The organism is Klebsiella sp. 28, assembly GCF_018223905.1.
In the GTDB taxonomy this organism is placed as follows: domain Bacteria; phylum Pseudomonadota; class Gammaproteobacteria; order Enterobacterales; family Enterobacteriaceae; genus Klebsiella; species Klebsiella pneumoniae.
This window is the reverse complement of record NZ_JAGRQY010000108.1, coordinates 14,669-33,380: the sequence shown is the minus strand read 5'-3', so window position 1 is coordinate 33,380 and position 18,712 is coordinate 14,669. Positions and strand designations below refer to the sequence as shown.

The 18,712-nt window shown below is 54.7% G+C and carries 22 protein-coding genes and 1 other RNA gene; 16 read left to right on the top strand and 7 right to left on the bottom strand.

Annotation, left to right across the window (positions count from 1 at the left end; translation table 11 throughout):
- Positions 1 to 11 precede the first annotated feature (11 nt).
- The 7 genes from KHQ28_RS18810 to KHQ28_RS18780 all read left to right on the top strand — a co-directional run bounded on the left by KHQ28_RS18810 (position 12) and on the right by KHQ28_RS18780 (position 6,266).
- Entirely contained in the window at positions 12 to 131 is a 120-nt protein-coding gene (locus KHQ28_RS18810; protein WP_000763311.1) for a GpE family phage tail protein, read from the top strand.
- Positions 124 to 3,201: a phage tail tape measure protein gene (locus KHQ28_RS18805; protein WP_032418469.1), complete on the top strand. Its 3,078-nt coding sequence runs from the start codon at positions 124 to 126 to the stop codon at positions 3,199 to 3,201. The genes KHQ28_RS18810 and KHQ28_RS18805 overlap by 8 nt, the downstream gene beginning before the upstream one ends.
- On the top strand, positions 3,198 to 3,683 hold the full coding sequence (locus tag KHQ28_RS18800; RefSeq protein ID WP_016529761.1) for a phage tail protein: 486 nt from the start codon (positions 3,198 to 3,200) through the stop codon (positions 3,681 to 3,683). Before KHQ28_RS18805 ends, KHQ28_RS18800 begins: the two co-directional genes overlap by 4 nt.
- On the top strand, positions 3,680 to 4,780 hold the full coding sequence (locus tag KHQ28_RS18795; RefSeq protein ID WP_032418471.1) for a phage late control D family protein: 1,101 nt from the start codon (positions 3,680 to 3,682) through the stop codon (positions 4,778 to 4,780). Before KHQ28_RS18800 ends, KHQ28_RS18795 begins: the two co-directional genes overlap by 4 nt.
- A gap of 90 nt (positions 4,781 to 4,870) precedes the next feature.
- The gene (locus KHQ28_RS18790) at positions 4,871 to 5,089 is read left to right on the top strand and encodes an ogr/Delta-like zinc finger family protein (protein ID WP_000972389.1); all 219 of its coding nucleotides are present in this window, start codon (positions 4,871 to 4,873) and stop codon (positions 5,087 to 5,089) included.
- Between the two features lie 261 nt (positions 5,090 to 5,350).
- Positions 5,351 to 5,524 carry a hypothetical protein gene (locus KHQ28_RS18785; protein WP_000380485.1) on the top strand — a complete coding sequence of 58 codons (174 nt, stop codon included), beginning with the start codon at positions 5,351 to 5,353 and terminating at the stop codon, positions 5,522 to 5,524.
- On the top strand, positions 5,493 to 6,266 hold the full coding sequence (locus KHQ28_RS18780; RefSeq protein WP_031591352.1) for a reverse transcriptase family protein: 774 nt from the start codon (positions 5,493 to 5,495) through the stop codon (positions 6,264 to 6,266). The genes KHQ28_RS18785 and KHQ28_RS18780 overlap by 32 nt, the downstream gene beginning before the upstream one ends.
- A gap of 108 nt (positions 6,267 to 6,374) precedes the next feature.
- Here the strand turns inward: KHQ28_RS18780 and ssrA are convergent.
- Together ssrA and smpB are read right to left on the bottom strand one after the other, a co-directional pair.
- Positions 6,375 to 6,737, bottom strand: a transfer-messenger RNA (tmRNA) gene (gene ssrA / locus KHQ28_RS18775).
- A gap of 143 nt (positions 6,738 to 6,880) precedes the next feature.
- Entirely contained in the window at positions 6,881 to 7,363 is a 483-nt protein-coding gene (smpB, locus tag KHQ28_RS18770) for an SsrA-binding protein SmpB (protein ID WP_002914164.1), read from the bottom strand.
- A gap of 149 nt (positions 7,364 to 7,512) precedes the next feature.
- On the opposite strand from smpB, the gene KHQ28_RS18765 reads away from it, so the two are divergent.
- On the top strand, positions 7,513 to 7,950 hold the full coding sequence (locus KHQ28_RS18765; RefSeq protein ID WP_008806099.1) for a type II toxin-antitoxin system RatA family toxin: 438 nt from the start codon (positions 7,513 to 7,515) through the stop codon (positions 7,948 to 7,950).
- A complete protein-coding gene (locus KHQ28_RS18760) occupies positions 7,940 to 8,230 on the top strand; it encodes an RnfH family protein (RefSeq protein WP_004145682.1) in 291 nt (96 codons plus the stop codon). The genes KHQ28_RS18765 and KHQ28_RS18760 overlap by 11 nt, the downstream gene beginning before the upstream one ends.
- 66 nt (positions 8,231 to 8,296) lie before the next feature.
- Here the strand turns inward: KHQ28_RS18760 and bamE are convergent, their stop codons facing one another.
- The 3 genes from bamE to nadK all read right to left on the bottom strand — a co-directional run bounded on the left by bamE (position 8,297) and on the right by nadK (position 11,412).
- Positions 8,297 to 8,638: an outer membrane protein assembly factor BamE gene (bamE, locus tag KHQ28_RS18755; RefSeq protein WP_002914160.1), complete on the bottom strand. Its 342-nt coding sequence runs from the start codon at positions 8,636 to 8,638 to the stop codon at positions 8,297 to 8,299.
- A 147-nt stretch (positions 8,639 to 8,785) separates the two neighbouring features.
- Positions 8,786 to 10,447: a DNA repair protein RecN gene (gene recN, locus KHQ28_RS18750; RefSeq protein WP_004174799.1), complete on the bottom strand. Its 1,662-nt coding sequence runs from the start codon at positions 10,445 to 10,447 to the stop codon at positions 8,786 to 8,788.
- A gap of 86 nt (positions 10,448 to 10,533) precedes the next feature.
- Positions 10,534 to 11,412, bottom strand: coding sequence for an NAD(+) kinase (gene nadK, locus KHQ28_RS18745; RefSeq protein ID WP_002914158.1), 879 nt, complete (start codon positions 11,410 to 11,412; stop codon positions 10,534 to 10,536).
- A gap of 124 nt (positions 11,413 to 11,536) precedes the next feature.
- Between nadK and grpE the strand changes: the two genes are divergently transcribed.
- Positions 11,537 to 12,127 (top strand): nucleotide exchange factor GrpE, encoded by a 591-nt coding sequence (gene grpE, locus KHQ28_RS18740; protein WP_004174800.1) that lies wholly within the window; start codon positions 11,537 to 11,539, stop codon positions 12,125 to 12,127.
- A 120-nt stretch (positions 12,128 to 12,247) separates the two neighbouring features.
- On the opposite strand, the gene KHQ28_RS18735 is transcribed toward grpE, so the two are convergent.
- Complete coding sequence (locus tag KHQ28_RS18735; protein ID WP_004149392.1) at positions 12,248 to 13,534, bottom strand: HlyC/CorC family transporter; 1,287 nt, start codon at positions 13,532 to 13,534, stop codon at positions 12,248 to 12,250.
- Positions 13,535 to 13,553: 19 nt separating this feature from the next.
- A complete protein-coding gene (locus KHQ28_RS18730) occupies positions 13,554 to 14,345 on the bottom strand; it encodes an inner membrane protein YpjD (protein ID WP_002914153.1) in 792 nt (263 codons plus the stop codon).
- Between the two features lie 163 nt (positions 14,346 to 14,508).
- On the opposite strand from KHQ28_RS18730, the gene ffh reads away from it, so the two are divergent.
- From ffh to KHQ28_RS18700, 6 genes are all read left to right on the top strand, one after another.
- The gene (gene ffh / locus KHQ28_RS18725; RefSeq protein ID WP_002914152.1) at positions 14,509 to 15,873 is read left to right on the top strand and encodes a signal recognition particle protein; all 1,365 of its coding nucleotides are present in this window, start codon (positions 14,509 to 14,511) and stop codon (positions 15,871 to 15,873) included.
- A gap of 259 nt (positions 15,874 to 16,132) precedes the next feature.
- Positions 16,133 to 16,381: a 30S ribosomal protein S16 gene (rpsP, locus tag KHQ28_RS18720; protein ID WP_002914149.1), complete on the top strand. Its 249-nt coding sequence runs from the start codon at positions 16,133 to 16,135 to the stop codon at positions 16,379 to 16,381.
- Between the two features lie 18 nt (positions 16,382 to 16,399).
- On the top strand, positions 16,400 to 16,948 hold the full coding sequence (gene rimM, locus KHQ28_RS18715) for a ribosome maturation factor RimM (RefSeq protein ID WP_004150977.1): 549 nt from the start codon (positions 16,400 to 16,402) through the stop codon (positions 16,946 to 16,948).
- 31 nt (positions 16,949 to 16,979) lie between these two features.
- A complete protein-coding gene (gene trmD, locus KHQ28_RS18710) occupies positions 16,980 to 17,747 on the top strand; it encodes a tRNA (guanosine(37)-N1)-methyltransferase TrmD (RefSeq protein ID WP_002914147.1) in 768 nt (255 codons plus the stop codon).
- A gap of 39 nt (positions 17,748 to 17,786) precedes the next feature.
- Positions 17,787 to 18,134: a 50S ribosomal protein L19 gene (gene rplS, locus KHQ28_RS18705; protein ID WP_002914145.1), complete on the top strand. Its 348-nt coding sequence runs from the start codon at positions 17,787 to 17,789 to the stop codon at positions 18,132 to 18,134.
- 119 nt (positions 18,135 to 18,253) lie between these two features.
- Positions 18,254 to 18,712: a DUF2946 domain-containing protein gene (locus tag KHQ28_RS18700; protein WP_032418474.1), complete on the top strand. Its 459-nt coding sequence runs from the start codon at positions 18,254 to 18,256 to the stop codon at positions 18,710 to 18,712.

Sequence of the window (18,712 nt, the reverse complement as noted above, 5' to 3'; positions counted from 1 at the left end):
TTGACGATCTGGTGGCAGATATCGCCACCATTTTTCACTGGCCGCCATCCGTTACTGACGTTATGCCGCTGACAGAAGTGCTGGAATGGCGGTATAAAGCGATTCAGAGAAGCGGGGCCAACGATGAGTGATAATAACCTGCGCCTGCAGGTCATTCTTAATGCGGTTGACAAACTCACCCGCCCATTCCGTGCTGCACAGGCCAGTTCGAAAGAGCTGGCTGGCGCAATCAGAAACTCCCGTGACGCATTAAAGCAACTCAATCAGGCGGGTAACAGCCTGGAAAAATTTCGCAAGCTGCAGGCCGATAACAAAAGGTTAGGCGACAGGCTGAACTATGCCAGACAGAAGGCAAATTTGCTTAGTTCTGAGGTGGAAGCGATGGAACAACCATCACAACGGCACCTTGTGGCTTTAGGTCGGCAAACGCTGGCAGTCCAACGCCTGGAAGAACAACAAAAATATTTGCAGAAGCAAACGGCGCTTGTGCGTGCAGAACTGTATCGGGCGGGAATTTCTGCGAACGATGATGCGGGAGCAACTGCCCGTTTAGCCCGTGAAACATCACGTTATAACCAGGAATTGTCGAAACAGGAGGCGCGGCTGAAGCGACTGGGGGAAGCTCAGCGCAGGATGAATGCGGCGCGTGCCAGTTATGCCCGTTCGCTGGAGGTGCGTGATCGTATTGCAGGAGCCGGAGCCACCACCACGGCTGCAGGGCTGGCAATGGGGACACCAGTGATGGCGGCAGTAAAAAGCTATACCAGCATGGAAGATGCCATGAAAGGTGTGGCAAAGCAGGTCAATGGTCTGCGTGACGATAATGGCAACCGCACTGCACGTTTTTATGAAATGCAGGATGCCATCAAGGCTGCCAGCGAACAGTTGCCGATGGAAAACGGTGCGGTGGACTTCGCTGCACTGGTTGAAGGTGGTGCGCGTATGAACGTCGCAAACCCTGACGACAGCTGGGAAGACCAGAAACGTGACCTGCTGGCCTTCGCCAGTACGGCGGCAAAGGCGGCAACAGCCTTTGAGCTGCCAGCGGATGAACTGTCAGAAAGTCTGGGGAAAATCGCCCAGCTCTACAAAATACCTACCCGCAATATTGAACAGCTCGGCGATGCGCTGAACTATCTGGATGATAACGCCATGTCGAAAGGGGCGGACATCATTGATGTCATGCAACGTCTGGGCGGTGTGGCTGACCGTCTGGATTATCGTAAAGCGGCGGCACTGGGTTCCACCTTTCTGACACTGGGCGCTGCGCCGGAGGTTGCAGCCAGTGCAGCAAACGCGATGGTGCGTGAATTGTCCATTGCCACCATGCAAAGCAAGAGTTTCTTTGAAGGGATGAATCTGCTGAAACTCAATCCTGAAGTGATTGAAAAGCAGATGACGAAGGATGCGATGGGAACTATCCAGCGTGTGCTGGAGAAGGTGAACGCACTGCCGCAGGACAAGCGTCTGTCTGCCATGACCATGTTGTTTGGTAAAGAGTTTGGTGATGACGCGGCGAAACTGGCAAACAACCTGCCGGAACTGCAGCGCCAGCTAAAACTGACAGCGGGCAATGATGCGCTCGGTTCCATGCAGAAAGAATCCGACATCAACAAGGACTCACTTTCTGCTCAGTGGTTGCTGGTTAAAACCGGAGCGCAGAACACCTTCAGCAGCCTGGGCGAAACGCTGCGCCAGCCGCTGATGGATATTCTGTACACGGTGAAAAGCATTACGGGGGCGTTGCGCCGCTGGGTGGAAGCTAACCCGGAACTGACAGGCACACTGATGAAAGTAGCGGCTGTTGTGGCTGCGGTTACCGTAGGCCTCGGCACCTTAGCGGTGGCGCTGGCTGCAGTGCTGGGGCCGCTGGCAGTGATCCGTCTGGGATTCTCTGTGCTGGGTATCAAAACGTTACCTTCCGTTACGGCAGCAGTAACTCGAACCAGCAGCGCGTTGTCTCGGCTGGCTGGCGCTCCACTGGCACTGCTGCGACGCGGGCTTGCTTCATCGGGCAACGCAGCGGGTTTACTTACTGCGCCGTTGTCGTCTTTGCACCGCACGGCATCACTGACGGGAAATGTCCTGAAAACTGTAGCAGGTGCGCCGGTTGCACTGTTGCGGTCTGGATTATCCGGTTTACGTGCGGTTGCTGTGATGTTTATGAATCCACTGGCAGCACTACGCGGCGGGCTGGCTGCCACAGGCACGGTGCTGCGAGTACTGGCATCTGGTCCACTGGCGATGTTGCGCGTTGCCCTGTATGCCGTATCTGGTCTGTTAGGTGCTCTGCTCAGTCCGATAGGTCTTGTGGTTACTGCACTGGCGGGTGTGGCACTGGTTGTCTGGAAATACTGGCAACCCATCACCGCATTTCTCGGTGGCGTGGTGGAAGGATTCAAAGCGGCGGCAGGTCCCATCAGTGCAGCGTTCGAACCGCTTAAGCCTGTGTTCCAGTGGATTGGCGACAAAGTGCAGGCGCTGTGGGGCTGGTTTACTGATCTGCTGACGCCCGTTAAGTCGACCTCTGCCGAACTGCAGAGTGCAGCGGCAATGGGGCGGAGATTCGGGGAGGCACTGGCGGAAGGGCTGAATATGGTCATGCATCCGCTGGACTCCCTGAAATCTGGCGTTTCATGGTTGCTGGAGAAACTCGGCATTGTCAGTAAAGAGGCTGCAAAGGCGAAACTGCCGGAAAGAGTGACGCGTCAGCAACCTGCGACGGTGAATGCAGACGGTAAAGTGATGATGCCATCGGGTGGTTTTCCGTCATGGGGATATGGCTTTGCGGGGATGTATGACAGCGGCGGCTATATCCCGCGCGGGCAGTTTGGCATCGTCGGTGAAAACGGGCCGGAAATTGTTAACGGCCCGGCAAATGTGACCAGCCGGAGAAATACAGCTGCACTGGCTGCCGTTGTTGCCGGAATGATGGGTGTTGCTGCCGCGCCTGCAGAGCTTCCACCGTTGCATCCGTTGGCACTTCCCGCGAAAGGCGGCGAAGCGATGTTGAGTCGTGCAGCCACTGTGCCGCCCGTTCAACGGATTGAGGCACCGACGCAGATCATCATTCAGACGCAGCCAGGACAAAGTGCGCAGGATATTGCGCGGGAGGTGGCCCGCCAGCTTGATGAACGTGAACGCAGGCTGAAGGCAAAAGCCAGGAGTAACTACAGCGATCAGGGGGGATACGACGCATGATGATGGTGCTGGGATTATACGTGTTTATGCTGCGCACCGTGCCGTATCAGGAGCTGCAGTATCAGCGCAGCTGGCGACATGCGGCTAACAGCCGGGTTAACCGACGCCCGTCAACGCAGTTTCTGGGACCGGATAACGACATGCTGACGCTTTCTGGCGTTCTTATGCCGGAAATAACAGGCGGCAGGCTGTCGTTGTTGGCACTGGAGCAGATGGCAGAACAGGGGAAAGCATGGCCCCTGATTGAAGGCAGCGGCACGATTTACGGCATGTATGTGATTGAGGGACTGAATCAGACTAAAACGGAGTTTTTCCGCGACGGTATGCCGCGCAGGATTGAGTTCACCCTGTCGCTAAAACGCGTGGATGAATCCCTGTCCGATATGTTCGGTGATCTCAGTGCGCAACTGAATAATCTGCAGGGAACGGAAACATCTGCCTTAAGCGATATCAGTAAAACGGTGGGAGGGCTGCTGTCGTGAATTTCAGCTTTGAACTGCTTAACAAAGGCAACAAAACTCCGGCATTCAGCATCAGTATTGAAGGCAGGGATATCACCACTGTGCTGGACAACCGCCTGATGGGGCTGACGCTGACGGATAACCGGGGATTTGAAGCGGACCAGCTTGATCTGGAGCTGGACGACGCCGATGGAAAAATCGTGCTGCCGCGCCGTGGTGCGGTCATTACGCTGGCGCTGGGCTGGAAGGGGCAGCCGCTTTTCCCGAAAGGGGCATTCACGGTGGACGAGATTGAACACACTGGCGCACCGGACCGCCTGACTATCCGGGCGCGAAGTGCTGATTTTCGGGAAACCCTGAATACCCGCCGTGAAAAATCGTGGCATAACACCACCATCGGGGAAGTGGTGAAGGAAATAGCCGCGCGGCACAAGCTGAAGATGGCACTGGGTAAAGAGCTGTCGGATAAGCCCGTGGAGCATATAGACCAGACTAATGAGAGTGACGGCAGTTTTCTGATGCGACTGGCGCGACAGTACGGTGCCATCGCGTCGGTGAAAAATGGCAATCTGTTATTCATCCGGCAGGGGCAGGGCAAAAGCGCCACTGGTAAACCACTGCCAGTGATCACTATCACACGCAAGGACGGCGACAGTCATCGCTTTACCTTGGCAGATCGCGGAGCCTACACGGGCGTAATTGCCAGCTGGTTGCATACCCGTGAACCTGCGAAGAAAGAAAGCACCACGGTGAAGCGTAAGCGCAGAACTAAGAAGCAGAAGAAAGAGCCGGAAGCGAAGCAGGGCGATTACCTGGTGGGTACGGATGAAAACGTGCTGGTACTTAATCGCACTTATGCCAACCGGAGCAACGCCGAACGAGCGGCGAAAATGCAGTGGGAACGCCTGCAACGCGGCGTTGCGTCCTTCTCGCTACAACTGGCGGAAGGGCGGGCAGATCTCTACACGGAAATGCCAGTGAAAGTCAGTGGCTTTAAACAGCCGATAGATGATGCGGAATGGACTATTACCACCCTGACGCATACTGTCAGCCCGGATAACGGTTTTACGACCAGTCTGGAGCTTGACGTGAAGATTGATGATTTCGAAATGGAATGATTCTTCGCAATGGAGAACTTTTAAGTTTTCAAAATGGAATAATTCGGTATCATTATTGTGAATTTAGCAAAAATGGGGAGAACTCGAAAAATGATGATTTGCCCACTGTGTGGAAGTGCCGCCCATACTCGCAGCAGTTTTCAGGTATCTTCATTGACCAAAGAGCGTTACAACCAGTGCCAGAACATTAACTGCAGCCATACTTTTGTTACCCATGAAACTTTTGTTCGTTCGATTGCAACACCAAAAGAGTCAAATCCGGTTCAGCCGCATCCTCATAAATTTAAACAGGTGGGTTTGCCGATTTAAATGGCGACATAACTACATGATTTAAAACTATACTTTTCTATAAGTTGAGGTTAAATTAACAATGCCTGACGTTAGCGGGGATTTATCCCCACTCCGTAGATATGTAGTTTGTCGCTTTGCGACTGCGGACCGATTACCTGATTGCCATGTAATCGGACGCCGACTTGTTAAGCTTTCTGGGCTAACTGGTTGTTATTTTTTATTTAGTTAGGGCCATGCGCTTGCGCTAAGAGACGTCAGGTATCTATGGAGGAACAAGTTATGGATACAAACGAACTTGGCTTAGTTAAGGCGCGTGTTGAACTGATCACCGCTATGCTCAAATGCGCAACCGCGTTTGTTGGCTTAGTTGGTGCGGTTTACGCCGTTCTTAACATGGCCTTCAACTACAACAATTTAACTCATGACAATAGAAGTTCAAAGGTGGGAAGATAAATTTGAGATTAAGCCCGGGGTTTGGGTTTATGTCCCAAGCGTTGAGGCACGTAAAGTCGGAGGGAAGATACTTCAGGCTGTCAGAAACAAGTGGATTCCGCCACTCTATTTTTACCATCTAAGAACTGGTGGGCATCTTAAAGCTGCCAGATTACACTTAAAAAGTGATTTTTTTGCCGTTGTTGATATTAAACAATTTTTTCAGTCAACGAGCCGTAGTCGTATCACCCGTGATCTAAAGAGCTACTTCACCTATTCTCAAGCGCGGGAAATCTCAACATTTTCAACTGTAAGAAACTTGTCCCATAGTCCACATAAGCATGTCCTCCCTTTTGGTTTTGTTCAATCTCCAATACTTGCAACCCTCTGCTTAGATAAAAGTTATTTTGGTAGCTTACTACGCCGATTGAACAAACATCATGATCTCAAGCTAAGTGTGTTTATGGATGATGTGATCATCTCGTCAAACGATTTGGCCCAATTACAAGCGGCTTACGACGAAGCACTAGTGGCAATGCGTAAATCTGGTTATCAAGCCAACATGAGTAAAACTCAGGTACCATCGTCAAAGATTAGCGTGTTTAATTTAACTTTGAGTAAGGGAGTTATGAAAGTCACATCTCAGAAAATGAATGACTTCCTGATTGATTTCTATTCAAGCAATTATGAGCCGCACAGAATAGGGGTCAAAAACTACGTCGAAGCTGTTAATCCAGGGCAAGCGAAACTCTTTAAGTTGTAATTGCGATCGCATGTAGTAGGAACTGGGCTTGACTGAATGCCTGCCGCCATTTTGCCGCCACTACCAAAGAAAAAGGGGCTACGCTTTCACGTAACCCCTTGATTTATTTGGTGGAGCTGGCGGGAGTTGAACCCGCGTCCGAAATTCCTACATCCTCGGCACTACATGCTTAGTCAGTCTTTACATTCGCTTGCCAGCTGCGGACAGACACGCCACTAACAAACTAGCCTGATTAGATTTAACGCTTCAACCCCAGGCAGGGCATCCACGCGATCTCTTTTGGGTTTGACCTCTCTTTGATCCCCGTCTTAAGAGCGGAAGCTAGGGAGAGAGGGCTCAGAGCAGGTTATTAAGCTGCTAAAGCGTTGTTTTCGTCGTTTGCGACTATTTTTTGCGGCTTTTTACGAGGCCAACCGCCCCTCGGCATGCACCTTGGGTTTCGCAAATCCCGTCGAATCCAGAATCAGCCCCAATGTGTAGGTCAAGTATAACAGATTTGTGAATGTCGTTACCAGCCCCATTACGCAGGATTGTTTCAACGGGGTGGACGAAAAAGCAGCATCAACAAAGATATAGCGTAAGGGCCAGCGAGAGCTGGCCCTCAGGGGAGGGGGTTAGCGTCCGGCGTGCTTCATAATACGCGCCTTATCCAGCGCCCATTCACGATCCTTCAGGTCGGTACGCTTGTCGTGCTGTTTCTTACCTTTGGCGACGCCGATTTTCACTTTGCACCAGGCGTTCTTCCAGTACAGCGACAGGGCGACGACGGTGTAACCTTCGCGGTTAATGCGGCCGTACAGCGTGTCCAGCTCACGCTGGTTGAGCAGCAGCTTACGGGTGCGCGTCGGGTCGCAGACATAGTGGGTGGAAGCCACGGCCATGGGCGTAAAGTTGGCGCCGAACAGGAAGGCCTCGCCATCCTTCAGGATGACATAGCTATCGCCGATGTTGGCTTTACCTGCACGCAGGGATTTGACCTCCCAGCCCTGCAGGGCGAGACCAGCCTCGTATTCATCTTCGATAAAGTATTCGTGACGGGCGCGTTTATTCAGCGCAATGGTGGCTGATCCAGGTTTGTGGGCTTTTTTCTTAGTCATAATGTCCTGAAGTCATCGTCTTATACACAGTTACCTCGATCGCATCCTGCGAGGTGTACTGCGCATCTTAGCACGAGTTGCGGCACAGCGTTTTTTTTAGCAGCAGATAAATGATATTATTTGCACTGTGTTTAAATGTGGAACCTGCTATGCCTCAGATTAGCCGTACTGCGCTGGTGCCTTTCAGCGCGGAACAGATGTATCAACTGGTAAACGATGTGAAGTCCTATCCTGATTTTCTGCCAGGCTGCACCGGTAGCCGCGTGCTGGAATTCGGGCCGACGCAAATGACGGCGGCGGTTGATGTGTCCAAAGCCGGCATCAGTAAGACCTTCACGACCCGGAATACACTGACCAGCAACCAGAGCATTTTGATGAGCCTGGTGGATGGCCCGTTCAAGAAGCTGATTGGCGGCTGGAAGTTTATTCCGCTGAGCCCGGAGGCGTGCAAAATCGAGTTCCATCTCGATTTTGAGTTTACCAATAAGCTGATTGAGATGGCCTTTGGCCGGGTCTTTAAGGAACTGGCCGCCAACATGGTGCAGGCGTTCACCTCGCGCGCCAAAGAGGTCTACAGTGCCAGCTAATATTCGTGTTGAGGTCGCTTACGCGCTGCCTGAAAAGCAGTATCTGCAGCGGGTCACGCTGGACGAGGGGGCGACGGTCGAGCAGGCGATTATCGCCAGCGGTCTGCTGGCGCTGCGTGATGACATCGATCTGGCGAAAAACAAGCTGGGTATCTATAGTCGTCCGGTAAAGCTGCATGACGAAGTTCACGACGGCGACCGGGTGGAAATCTATCGTCCGCTGATCGCAGACCCGAAAGAGCTGCGTCGCCAGCGGGCAGAGAAAAGCGCCGCAAAGTAACCTGCAGCAGACCGACTATCAGCCATAAAAAAAGCGCTCATCGAGCGCTTTTTGCTTTTCCGGGCCTTACTGACTGGTCAGCGCAGGCTTGTTATCAATGTTAGTCAACACACCGCCGCTGTTGAAGGTCAGGGTTAGGGTCTGCTGAGTCACTTTCTGGTGGCCCGGCTCCTGACGGAAGACATAGAACCAGGTATTGGTGCCGAACGGATCCGTCATCATTGGCGTCCCCAGAGCATAAGCTACCTGCTGTTGCGTCATACCGACACGAATTTTTGCTACATCGTTTGGTGCCAGATAGTTACCCTGGTTGATGTCAGGACGGTAAACCACTCGTTCCAGAGTGGAACAGCCTGCGGTCAACATAAGAAGAACCGCTGCGGCAGCAGTCAGCGTTTTACAGCGCATAGTGATTTGATTCCTTTTTGGGCCCGAGCAGTACGTGGCTCATCTGTAATATGCCGATAATAATAGACCTTCGCGCCGTTGGAAACCTCCGGCTGCAGGTCAGCAGGCAATTTGCTGTTCACTATGACCCTGTGAAAATCAAAAAGTTTACGCTGCAAGCAACTCTTTCGCGTTCGCCAGGGTGTTGCGCGTGACTTCGCTGCCGCCCAGCAGACGGGCCAGCTCCTGCAAGCGAGCACGTTTATCCAGCGGCTGCATATGGGTTTCGGTCATCTCGCCATCGGTCTCTTTGCAGACAAAGAAATGATGGTGGCCGCAGCCTGCGACCTGCGGCAGGTGGGTCACGCACATCACCTGCGTGGACTCGCCCAGCTGGCGCAGCAGCTTGCCGACCACGGCGGCGGTCGGGCCGCTGATGCCGACGTCCACTTCGTCGAAAATCAGCGCCGGGGTTTCCATTTTACGCGCGGTGATCACCTGAATCGCCAGCGCAATGCGCGACAGTTCGCCGCCGGAGGCCACTTTGGCGATTGGCTGCAGCGGCTGACCGGGGTTAGTGGTGACGCGGAACTCAATATGGTCGGCGCCGTCGGCGGTGAGATGGCGTTCATCGAACGCGACCTCAATCGCGAAGACCCCGTGCGGCATCGAAAGTGAGTGCATACTCTCAGTGATAAGCTGGGTCAGCTCGTCGGCGCTGGCCTGACGCAGGGCATGCAGCTGGCGCGCGGTCTCCAGCGCCAGCTGATGATGTTCGACCACCTGCTGGCTGAGGGATTCCAGCGAGCCGGCGCTGTCGTCCAGCAGGCGCTGCTCTTCCAGCATCGCCTGATAAACCGCCGGCAGCTCTTCCGGCATCACCTGATGTTTACGCGCCAGCGCGATTTGTCGGGAAATCCGTTGCTCAAGTTCAAACAGGCGGTTCGGATCGAGATCCAGACGGTCATGGTAGTGGCGCAACTCGTCGCTGGCCTCGCTGAGCTGAATGGCCGCCTCTTCCAGCATATCCAGGACGCCGGAAAGCTTGCTGTCCATGCCCACCAGCTCGCTGACCAGCTGCTTCGCGGTATAAAGCTGGCTCTGCAGATTGGCCTCTTCGCCGTCCGCCAGTACCGTAAGGGCGTGCTGGCAGGTGCTGAGCAGCTGGCCGCTGTTGGCCAGGCGCTTGTACTCTTCGTCAATCTGCTCGAATTCTCCCGGCAGCGGGTTAAATTCGTTCAGCTCTTTAAGCTGATACTGCAGCAGATCGGCGCGGGCGGCGCGCTCCTGGCTCTGCTGCTGATGCTGGGCCAACTCGCGGCAGCTCTGGTGCCACTGGCGATAGTGCTCGGCCATACGCTGAGTAAGCGCATACTCACCGGTATAGCCGTCGAGCAGCGTTTTTTGGTGTTCGGGTTTGGTCAGCAGCTGGTGGGCATGCTGGCCGTGGATCTGGATCAGCAGCTGGCCCAGCTCGCGCAGCTGCGAGAGCGGGACGGCGGTGCCGTTGATGAAGCCGCGCGAGCGGCCGTCGGCGCTGATCACCCGGCGAAGTAAACACTCACGCCCGCTCTCCAGCTGATTCTCTTCCAGCCAGCGCTGGGCGGCAGGGGTATCTTTCAGCGCGAAGCGCGCGCACAGGTCGGCACGGGTGGCGCCGCGACGCACCATGTCGGCTTCCGCTCTGCCGCCGAGGCACAGCCCCAGCGCGTCGATGGCAATGGATTTCCCGGCGCCGGTTTCCCCGGTGATGGCGGTCATGCCGCTGTGGAAATCAATTTCCAGTTCACGAACGATAGCAAAATTACTGATGGTGAGTTGCGCCAACATAGCTGCCTTCCTGTATGAAAAACCAATACTGTGTTTTCGTACAGTATAGACTGGTTTTTTATCCAGTAAAGAGGCAGCCGTGAAAATCAGAACAATTTTTTTGACCAGCCGAGCTTGGTGCTTAATGTATTGAAATAGCTGTAATCTTTAGGGTGAATCAGATTGAGGTGATAATCACAGCGGCGAATGAGGACATCTTCGCCATCCTGGATCGGCAGGGCAATCTGGCTGTCGCAGCTGATCTCCAGATCGCTGCAGCGGTGAGAGAAGCGTAGGCGGATGGTGCTGTCGCCGTTGATCACCAGCGGTCGCGCTGAAAGGGTGTGCGGGAACATCGGCACCAGGGTGATGGCGTCCAGCGACGGCGTAAGGATTGGGCCGCCAGCCGACAGCGAGTAGGCGGTGGAGCCGGTCGGAGTGGAGATAATCAGGCCATCGGATCGCTGAGAGAACGCAAAGACTTCGTCGATATAGACTTCGAACTCAATCATATGCGCCACTTTGCCGGGGTGCAGCACCACTTCGTTGATGGCGGTGCTGATACGTTTCTGGCAATCCTGCTGACACACCTGGGCCTCCAGCAGAAAGCGTTTCTCGGCGATGTAGTGGCCTTCCAGCACGTCGGCGAGCTGCTGCAGGGCGTTGTCCGGGTCAAGGTCGGTGAGAAAGCCGAGGTTGCCGCGGTTAATGCCGATGACGTTAATGTCGTAACGGGCCAGGGTCCGCGCCGCGCCGAGCATATTGCCGTCGCCGCCCACCACCACCGCGAGATCGGCCTGTTGGCCAATCTCCGCCAGCGTGCCGGTTTTCACGTTGCTGAGCTGAAGTTCATGGGCGATCTGCTGTTCAACCAGCACTTCATACCCTTTGCTGCACAGCCAGCGCCAGAGCATTTCATGTGTGGTCAGGGCGGTGGGGTGACGAGGATGTCCCACAATGCCGATACACTTGAAATGGTTCTTCATGATCTGGATGTCCTTGCGTTAAATGAAATAGTGACAATCTGTCCGCTTCCCTTGAAACCCGGAAACTGATCCCCATAATAAGCGAAGTTAGCGAGATGAATGCGAAAAAAACGCGGAGAAATTCATGAGTAGTAAAGAACAGAAAACGCCTGAGGGGCAAGCCCCGGAAGAAATTATCACGGAGCAGCACGACGACGTTGAGGCGGTAGAGCCTGAAGTTTCGGCTGAGCAGGTGGATCCGCGCGATGAAAAAATTGCGAATCTGGAAGCCCAGCTGGCTGAAGCGCAGAAACGTGAACGTGAAGTGATGCTGCGTGCCAAAGCCGACGAAGATAACCTGCGTCGTCGTACCGAGCAGGATATCGAGAAAGCGCACAAATTCGCGCTGGAAAAATTCGTCAATGAACTGCTGCCGGTGATCGACAGCCTGGACCGCGCGCTGGAAGTGGCTGACAAGGCTAACCCGGAGCTGGCGCCGATGGTGGAGGGGATCGAACTGACCCTGAAATCTATGCTGGACGTAGTGCGTAAGTTCGGCGTGGAAGTGATCGCCGACACCAACGTTCCGCTGGATCCGAACGTCCACCAGGCCATTGCGATGGTCGAGTCTGAAGATGTGGCGGCGGGCAACGTGCTGGCCGTGATGCAGAAAGGTTATACCCTGAACGGCCGTACTATTCGCGCCGCGATGGTGACGGTAGCGAAAGCGAAATAACGCTTGCTGCCTTGGTCAACGGCTGCCTGCGGGCGGCCGTTTTTTGTGTCATCGCTGCTGGCGCGAGATAAAAAAAACGGCGGGCCGCAGCCCACCGTGATATTAATTCCTTCGCTCGCGCTACTCCGCGACGCTCTCGCGTAATGATTTCACCGGCATCACTTTCACCTGTTTGATCATGTTGTCCTGCACGTCGAGGATATCTATATCGTACTGCTCAATGCGCACGCGGGTGCCCGGGACCGGGATCTCTTCCAGCGCTTCGAGGATAATACCGTTGACGGTGCGCGCTTCATCTTCCGGCAGGTGCCAGTTAAACGCTTTGTTGATTTCGCGAACGTTGGCGCTGCCGTCGATAATCACCGTGCCGTCGTTAAGCGGGGTCACTTCCTCCGCCAGGGTGGGTGACATGGAGGTGGTGAAGTCGCCGACAATCTCTTCAAGAATATCTTCGACGGTGACCAGCCCCTGAATATCGCCGTATTCATCGACCACCAGACCGACTTTCTTTTTATTGCGCTGAAATTTCACCAGCTGGGTGCTGAGCGGCGTGCCTTCCGGCACAAAGTAGATCTCATCTGCCGCCCGCAGCATGATCTCTTTTGTGAACTCTTTCTTCTCCGTCATCAGACGGTAGGCTTCGCGAACGCGCAGCATGCTGATGGCATCGTCCAGCGAATCGCGGTAGAGCACGATGCGGCCATGCGGGGAGTGGGTCAGCTGGCGGACGATAGATTTCCAGTCATCATTGATGTCGATGCCGACAATCTCATTGCGCGGCACCATGATGTCGTTAACGCTGACCTTCTCCAGGTCCAGCACCGACAGCAGCATATCCTGATTGCGTCGTGAGATTTGTGAACGGGATTCATTCACAATCGTGCGCAGTTCATCTTTGCTCAGGGCGCTGCTGATGACGGTATCGGTGCGGATGCCCATCATGCGCATCAGTATGCGGGTGATGGTATTCAGCAGCCACACCAGCGGCATCATCAGCACCTGCAGGGGCGCCAACAGGAAGCTGCTGGGGTAGGCAACCTTTTCCGGATAGAGGGCGGCGATGGTCTTCGGCAGCACTTCGGCAAATACCAGCACCACAAAGGTAAGTACGCCGGTGGCGATCGCGACGCCGGCGTCGCCGTACAGGCGCATGCCGACGATGGTGCCCAGCGCCGAGGCGAGAATGTTGACAAGGTTATTGCCGATCAGCACAAGGCTAATCAGGCGGTCCGGCTTGCGCAGCAGCTTCTCCACGCGCTTGGCGGGGCGGTTGCCTTGTTTCGCCATGTGGCGCAACCGGTAGCGGTTCAGCGTCATCATGCCGGTTTCGGAACCGGAGAAATAGGCAGAGATAATCACCATGACGATCAGCGTTATGATCAGCGTGGTGGTGGAGATATGTTCCACGTAGGATTCCTTAAAAGACTTAGCTCACGAACTGCTGCAGCACGCGGCTACCAAAATAGGCCAGCGTCAGCAGACCGGCGCCAGCGACGCTGAACCAGACCACACGACGTCCGCGCCACCCTTCATGATAGTGCCCCCACAGCAGGACGATATAGACGAACCACGCAATAATCGACAGCACCGCTTTATCGATATTTTCGCTGCTGAACAGATTGTGCATGTAGAACAGGCCGCTGCACAGCGTCAGGGTCAGCAGCACCACGCCGACCTGGGTGATGTGGAACATTTTGCGCTCAATGCTCATCAGCGGCGGCATTTCGCTGCTGAAGGCCAGCTTTTTATTCTTGAGCTGGTAGTCGATCCACGCCAGCTGCAGCGCATACAGCGCGGCAATGATCAGCGTGGCGTACGAGAAGAGCGACAGGCCGATATGCACCAGCATCCCCGGGGTGGTTTCCAGGTGGGTGATATATTCGTTAGGCACGAATGTGGCGAAGGCCAGGTTGATCAGCGCGAAGGCATAGACGATAGGCAGCAGCAGCCAGCCGCGATTGCGCGAGGCCACGATAGTCATCACCGTACAGATCATCAGGCTGACCAGCGACCCGACGTTCAGTAAGCTGAGATTTTGCCCGCTCTCGCCGCCGGGGAATATCCGTGCTTCCAGCGCAAAAGCATGGCAGATCAAGGCGATAGTCGCAGATAAAATCGCCATTCGCCGCCAGCTGCTGTTTTTTTGCAGCAAGCCGGGGATAATCAGCGCGAGGCTGACGGAGTAGGCGACAAGGGCGAGTAGAGCAAAAACAGGCATAGGTGTCGGCTGTTGGCTAAATAAGAAAGAGAAGCAGTATAACGTTAGCAGGCCTCTGCTCCAACCGTTGCAGCACATTCAGATTGATGTCGTGTTATACTCCGCCACATTCGTTTTGTGTGTCGCTGCGGCGACCGACCGTTTCCACCTCAGGCGAGAGACAATGTTTGATAATTTAACCGATCGTTTGTCGCGTACGCTGCGCAACATTAGCGGCCGCGGACGCCTTACAGAAGACAATATTAAAGACACCCTGCGCGAAGTGCGCATGGCGCTGCTGGAAGCGGACGTTGCGCTTCCGGTGGTCCGTGATTTCATCAGCCGCGTCAAAGAGAGCGCGGTCGGCCATGAAGTCAATAAAAGCCTGACCCCGGGTCAGGAGTTCGTCAAAATCGTCCGCAACGAGCTGGTGGCGGCGATGGGCGAAGAGAACCAGACGCTCGACCTGGCCGCGCAGCCGCCGGCCGTGGTGCTAATGGCGGGCCTGCAAGGTGCTGGTAAAACCACCAGCGTCGGTAAGCTGGGGAAATTCCTGCGCGAGAAGCACAAGAAGAAAGTGCTGGTCGTTTCCGCGGACGTTTACCGCCCGGCGGCGATCAAGCAGCTGGAAACCCTGGCCGAGCAGGTCGGCGTCGATTTCTTCCCGTCTGATGTCGGGCAGAAGCCGGTTGATATCGTCAACGCGGCGCTGAAAGAAGCGAAACTCAAATTCTACGACGTGCTGCTGGTGGATACCGCCGGTCGTCTGCACGTTGACGAAGCGATGATGGACGAAATCAAGCACGTCCACGCCGCCATTAACCCGGTTGAAACCCTGTTCGTCGTCGATGCGATGACCGGTCAGGATGCGGCGAATACCGCGAAGGCCTTTAACGAAGCGCTGCCGCTGACCGGCGTGGTGCTGACCAAAGTGGACGGCGACGCCCGCGGCGGCGCGGCGCTGTCGATTCGCCATATTACCGGCAAGCCGATTAAATTCCTCGGCGTCGGCGAGAAAACCGAAGCGCTGGAGCCGTTCCATCCGGACCGCGTCGCTTCCCGTATCCTCGGCATGGGCGACGTGCTGTCGCTGATCGAAGATATCGAGAGCAAGGTTGACCGCGCGCAGGCCGAGAAGCTGGCCTCCAAGCTGAAGAAAGGCGACGGTTTCGACCTCACCGACTTCCTTGAGCAGCTGCGCCAGATGAAAAACATGGGCGGCATGGCCAGCCTGATGGGCAAGCTGCCGGGCATGGGGCAGATCCCGGACAACGTGAAAGCGCAGATGGACGACAAAGTGCTGGTGCGTATGGAAGCGATCATCAACTCGATGACCCTGAAAGAGCGCGCTAAGCCGGAAATCATCAAAGGTTCGCGTAAGCGCCGTATCGCCGCCGGCTGCGGCATGCAGGTGCAGGATGTGAACCGTCTGCTCAAGCAGTTCGACGACATGCAGCGCATGATGAAGAAGATGAAGTCGAAAGGCGGCATGATGAAGATGATGCGCGGGATGAAAGGGATGATGCCGCCAGGCTTCCCGGGTCGTTAAAAACAAGGGCATAAGGCTATCTTGTTTGCCATTTTAGCGCCGGGGTGTGCTCGCCATCCTCACGTACTACCTGTACGTTACAGTGGTTGCGCACACGCTGGTACTAAACTGGCTGCACCGCCGACGGCCTTTTACAGCAGACTTATCAACTGCTGATTGCATTTTCCCCAGAAATCAGTAAAATTTTCGGGCTTTTAATATGACACCGGGCTCCGTTCCTCGATGGGGCCCGGTTGTTTTATTCACACAAGAGGATGTTATGGTAACTATTCGTTTAGCACGTCACGGCGCTAAAAAGCGTCCGTTCTACCAGGTTGTTGTCACCGACAGCCGTAATGCACGCAACGGTCGCTTCATCGAGCGCGTTGGTTTCTTCAACCCGATCGCTAACGGTGCGGAAGAAGAAACTCGCCTGGATCTGGATCGTATCGCTCACTGGGTTGGCCAGGGCGCTACTGTTTCCGATCGCGTTGCCGCGCTGATCAAAGCCGCTAACAAAGCAGCTTAATCTGTCACGGTGGTCATGATGAGCAAGCAACACACCGCGCAAGCACCTGTTGATCCGATCGTATTGGGGAAAATGGGTTCTTCCTACGGTATCCGTGGTTGGCTCAGAGTGTTTTCCTCCACCGAAGACGCCGAAAGCATTTTTGACTATCAGCCCTGGTTAATCCAGAAGGCGGGTCAGTGGCAGGTCGTTGAGCTGGAAAGCTGGCGCCACCACAATCAGGACATCATCATCAAGCTGAAAGGCGTTGACGATCGTGATGCCGCGAATCTACTGACTAATTGCGAAATTATCGTGGATTCATCGCAGTTGCCGGAGCTGGAAGAGGGTGACTACTACTGGAAAGACCTGATGGGCTGCCAGGTAGTTACGACGGAAGGCTATAGCCTCGGTAAAGTCATCGATATGATGGAAACCGGGTCGAATGACGTGCTCGTCATCAAGGCAAACCTGAAAGATGCATTTGGTATCAAGGAGCGGTTGGTTCCGTTCCTCGATGGGCAGGTTATCAAGAAAGTCGATCTCACTACGCGTACTATCGAAGTAGATTGGGATCCTGGTTTTTAAATTCTCCGGATAAACGGTAAAAGACGGCGCTATGTGGATTGGCATAATTAGCCTGTTTCCTGAAATGTTCCGCGCAATTACCGATTACGGGGTAACTGGCCGGGCAGTAAAAAATGGCCTGCTGAGCATCGAAAGCTGGAGTCCTCGCGACTTCACGCATGACCGGCACCGTACCGTGGACGATCGTCCTTACGGCGGCGGACCGGGGATGCTAATGATGGTGCAACCCTTACGGGATGCCATTCATGCAGCAAAAGCCGCGGCAGGTGAAGGCGCGAAGGTGATTTATCTGTCACCTCAGGGACGCAAGCTTGATCAAGCGGGCGTCAGCGAACTGGCAACGAATCAGAAACTGATTCTGGTGTGCGGTCGCTACGAAGGGATAGACGAGCGCGTAATCCAAACCGAAATTGACGAAGAATGGTCAATCGGCGATTACGTTCTCAGCGGTGGTGAGTTACCGGCAATGACGCTGATTGACTCCGTTTCCCGGTTCATTCCGGGAGTACTGGGCCATGAAGCATCGGCAACGGAAGATTCCTTTGCTGATGGGTTGCTGGATTGCCCCCACTATACCCGTCCTGAAGTGTTAGAGGAGATGGAAGTACCGCCAGTATTGCTGTCGGGAAACCATGCTGAGATACGTCGCTGGCGTCTGAAGCAGTCGCTGGGCCGCACCTGGCTTAGAAGACCTGAACTTCTGGAAAACCTGGCTCTGACTGAAGAGCAAGCAAAGCTGCTGGCGGAGTTCAAAACTGAACACGCGCAACAGCAGCATAAACATGATGGGCAGGCGTGAGCCCCCAATATCAGTTTACCCAGGATAAGAGATTAAATTATGAGCAACATTATTAAGCAACTTGAACAAGAACAGATGAAGCAGGACGTACCTTCCTTCCGTCCGGGTGATACCGTGGAAGTGAAAGTATGGGTTGTTGAAGGTTCCAAAAAACGTCTGCAGGCATTCGAGGGCGTGGTTATCGCTATTCGTAACCGCGGTCTGCACTCTGCATTCACTGTTCGCAAAATTTCCAACGGCGAAGGCGTTGAGCGTGTCTTCCAGACTCACTCTCCGGTAGTTGACAGCATTGCTGTTAAACGTCGTGGTGCTGTACGTAAAGCTAAACTGTACTACCTGCGTGAGCGCACTGGTAAGTCTGCTCGTATCAAAGAGCGTCTTAACTAAGATTCGCTTTCGCGACATCCTGATAGAAAGGGCTGGCCAGATGGCTGGCCCTTTTTTTATCTTTGTTGTAACCATCGTGATGTAAATCATTTACAATACGCCCTCTATACGGAGGGGCGGTGGTCAGCAACAGTTTTCAGCAAACGACACCTAAACGGCGAGCCGCCTGGCTGGCGCTGTTGGCGATCCTGCTGATCGTGGTGGCCCCCCTGATCTCCGTCTCCCTGCAAAAAGACCCCATGAGCGCCATGCCCGGCATGCACCACGCCATGATGATGGATAGCTCGTCCGCGAGCATGGCGCAGATGCCCGGGCACAAGATGGCAATGATGCACAGCACAGACGGCGCTAAGCATACCGGACACGAAATGCCGCTGGACCATGCCGAAGCGTGTGGCTATTGCGTGCTGTTAGCCCATGTCCCGGGGCTCCTTTTCGCGCTGGCGCTGTTCGTCGCCATGCTCCTGCGGCGCATTCGCCTGCCGGTTTCTCGCCCGGTATTAAAGCACTGGCACTACTTTCCCTGGCTCTACCCCGAAACCCGCGCCCCGCCGCGGTTGTCTGCTTTTTCCCTTTAA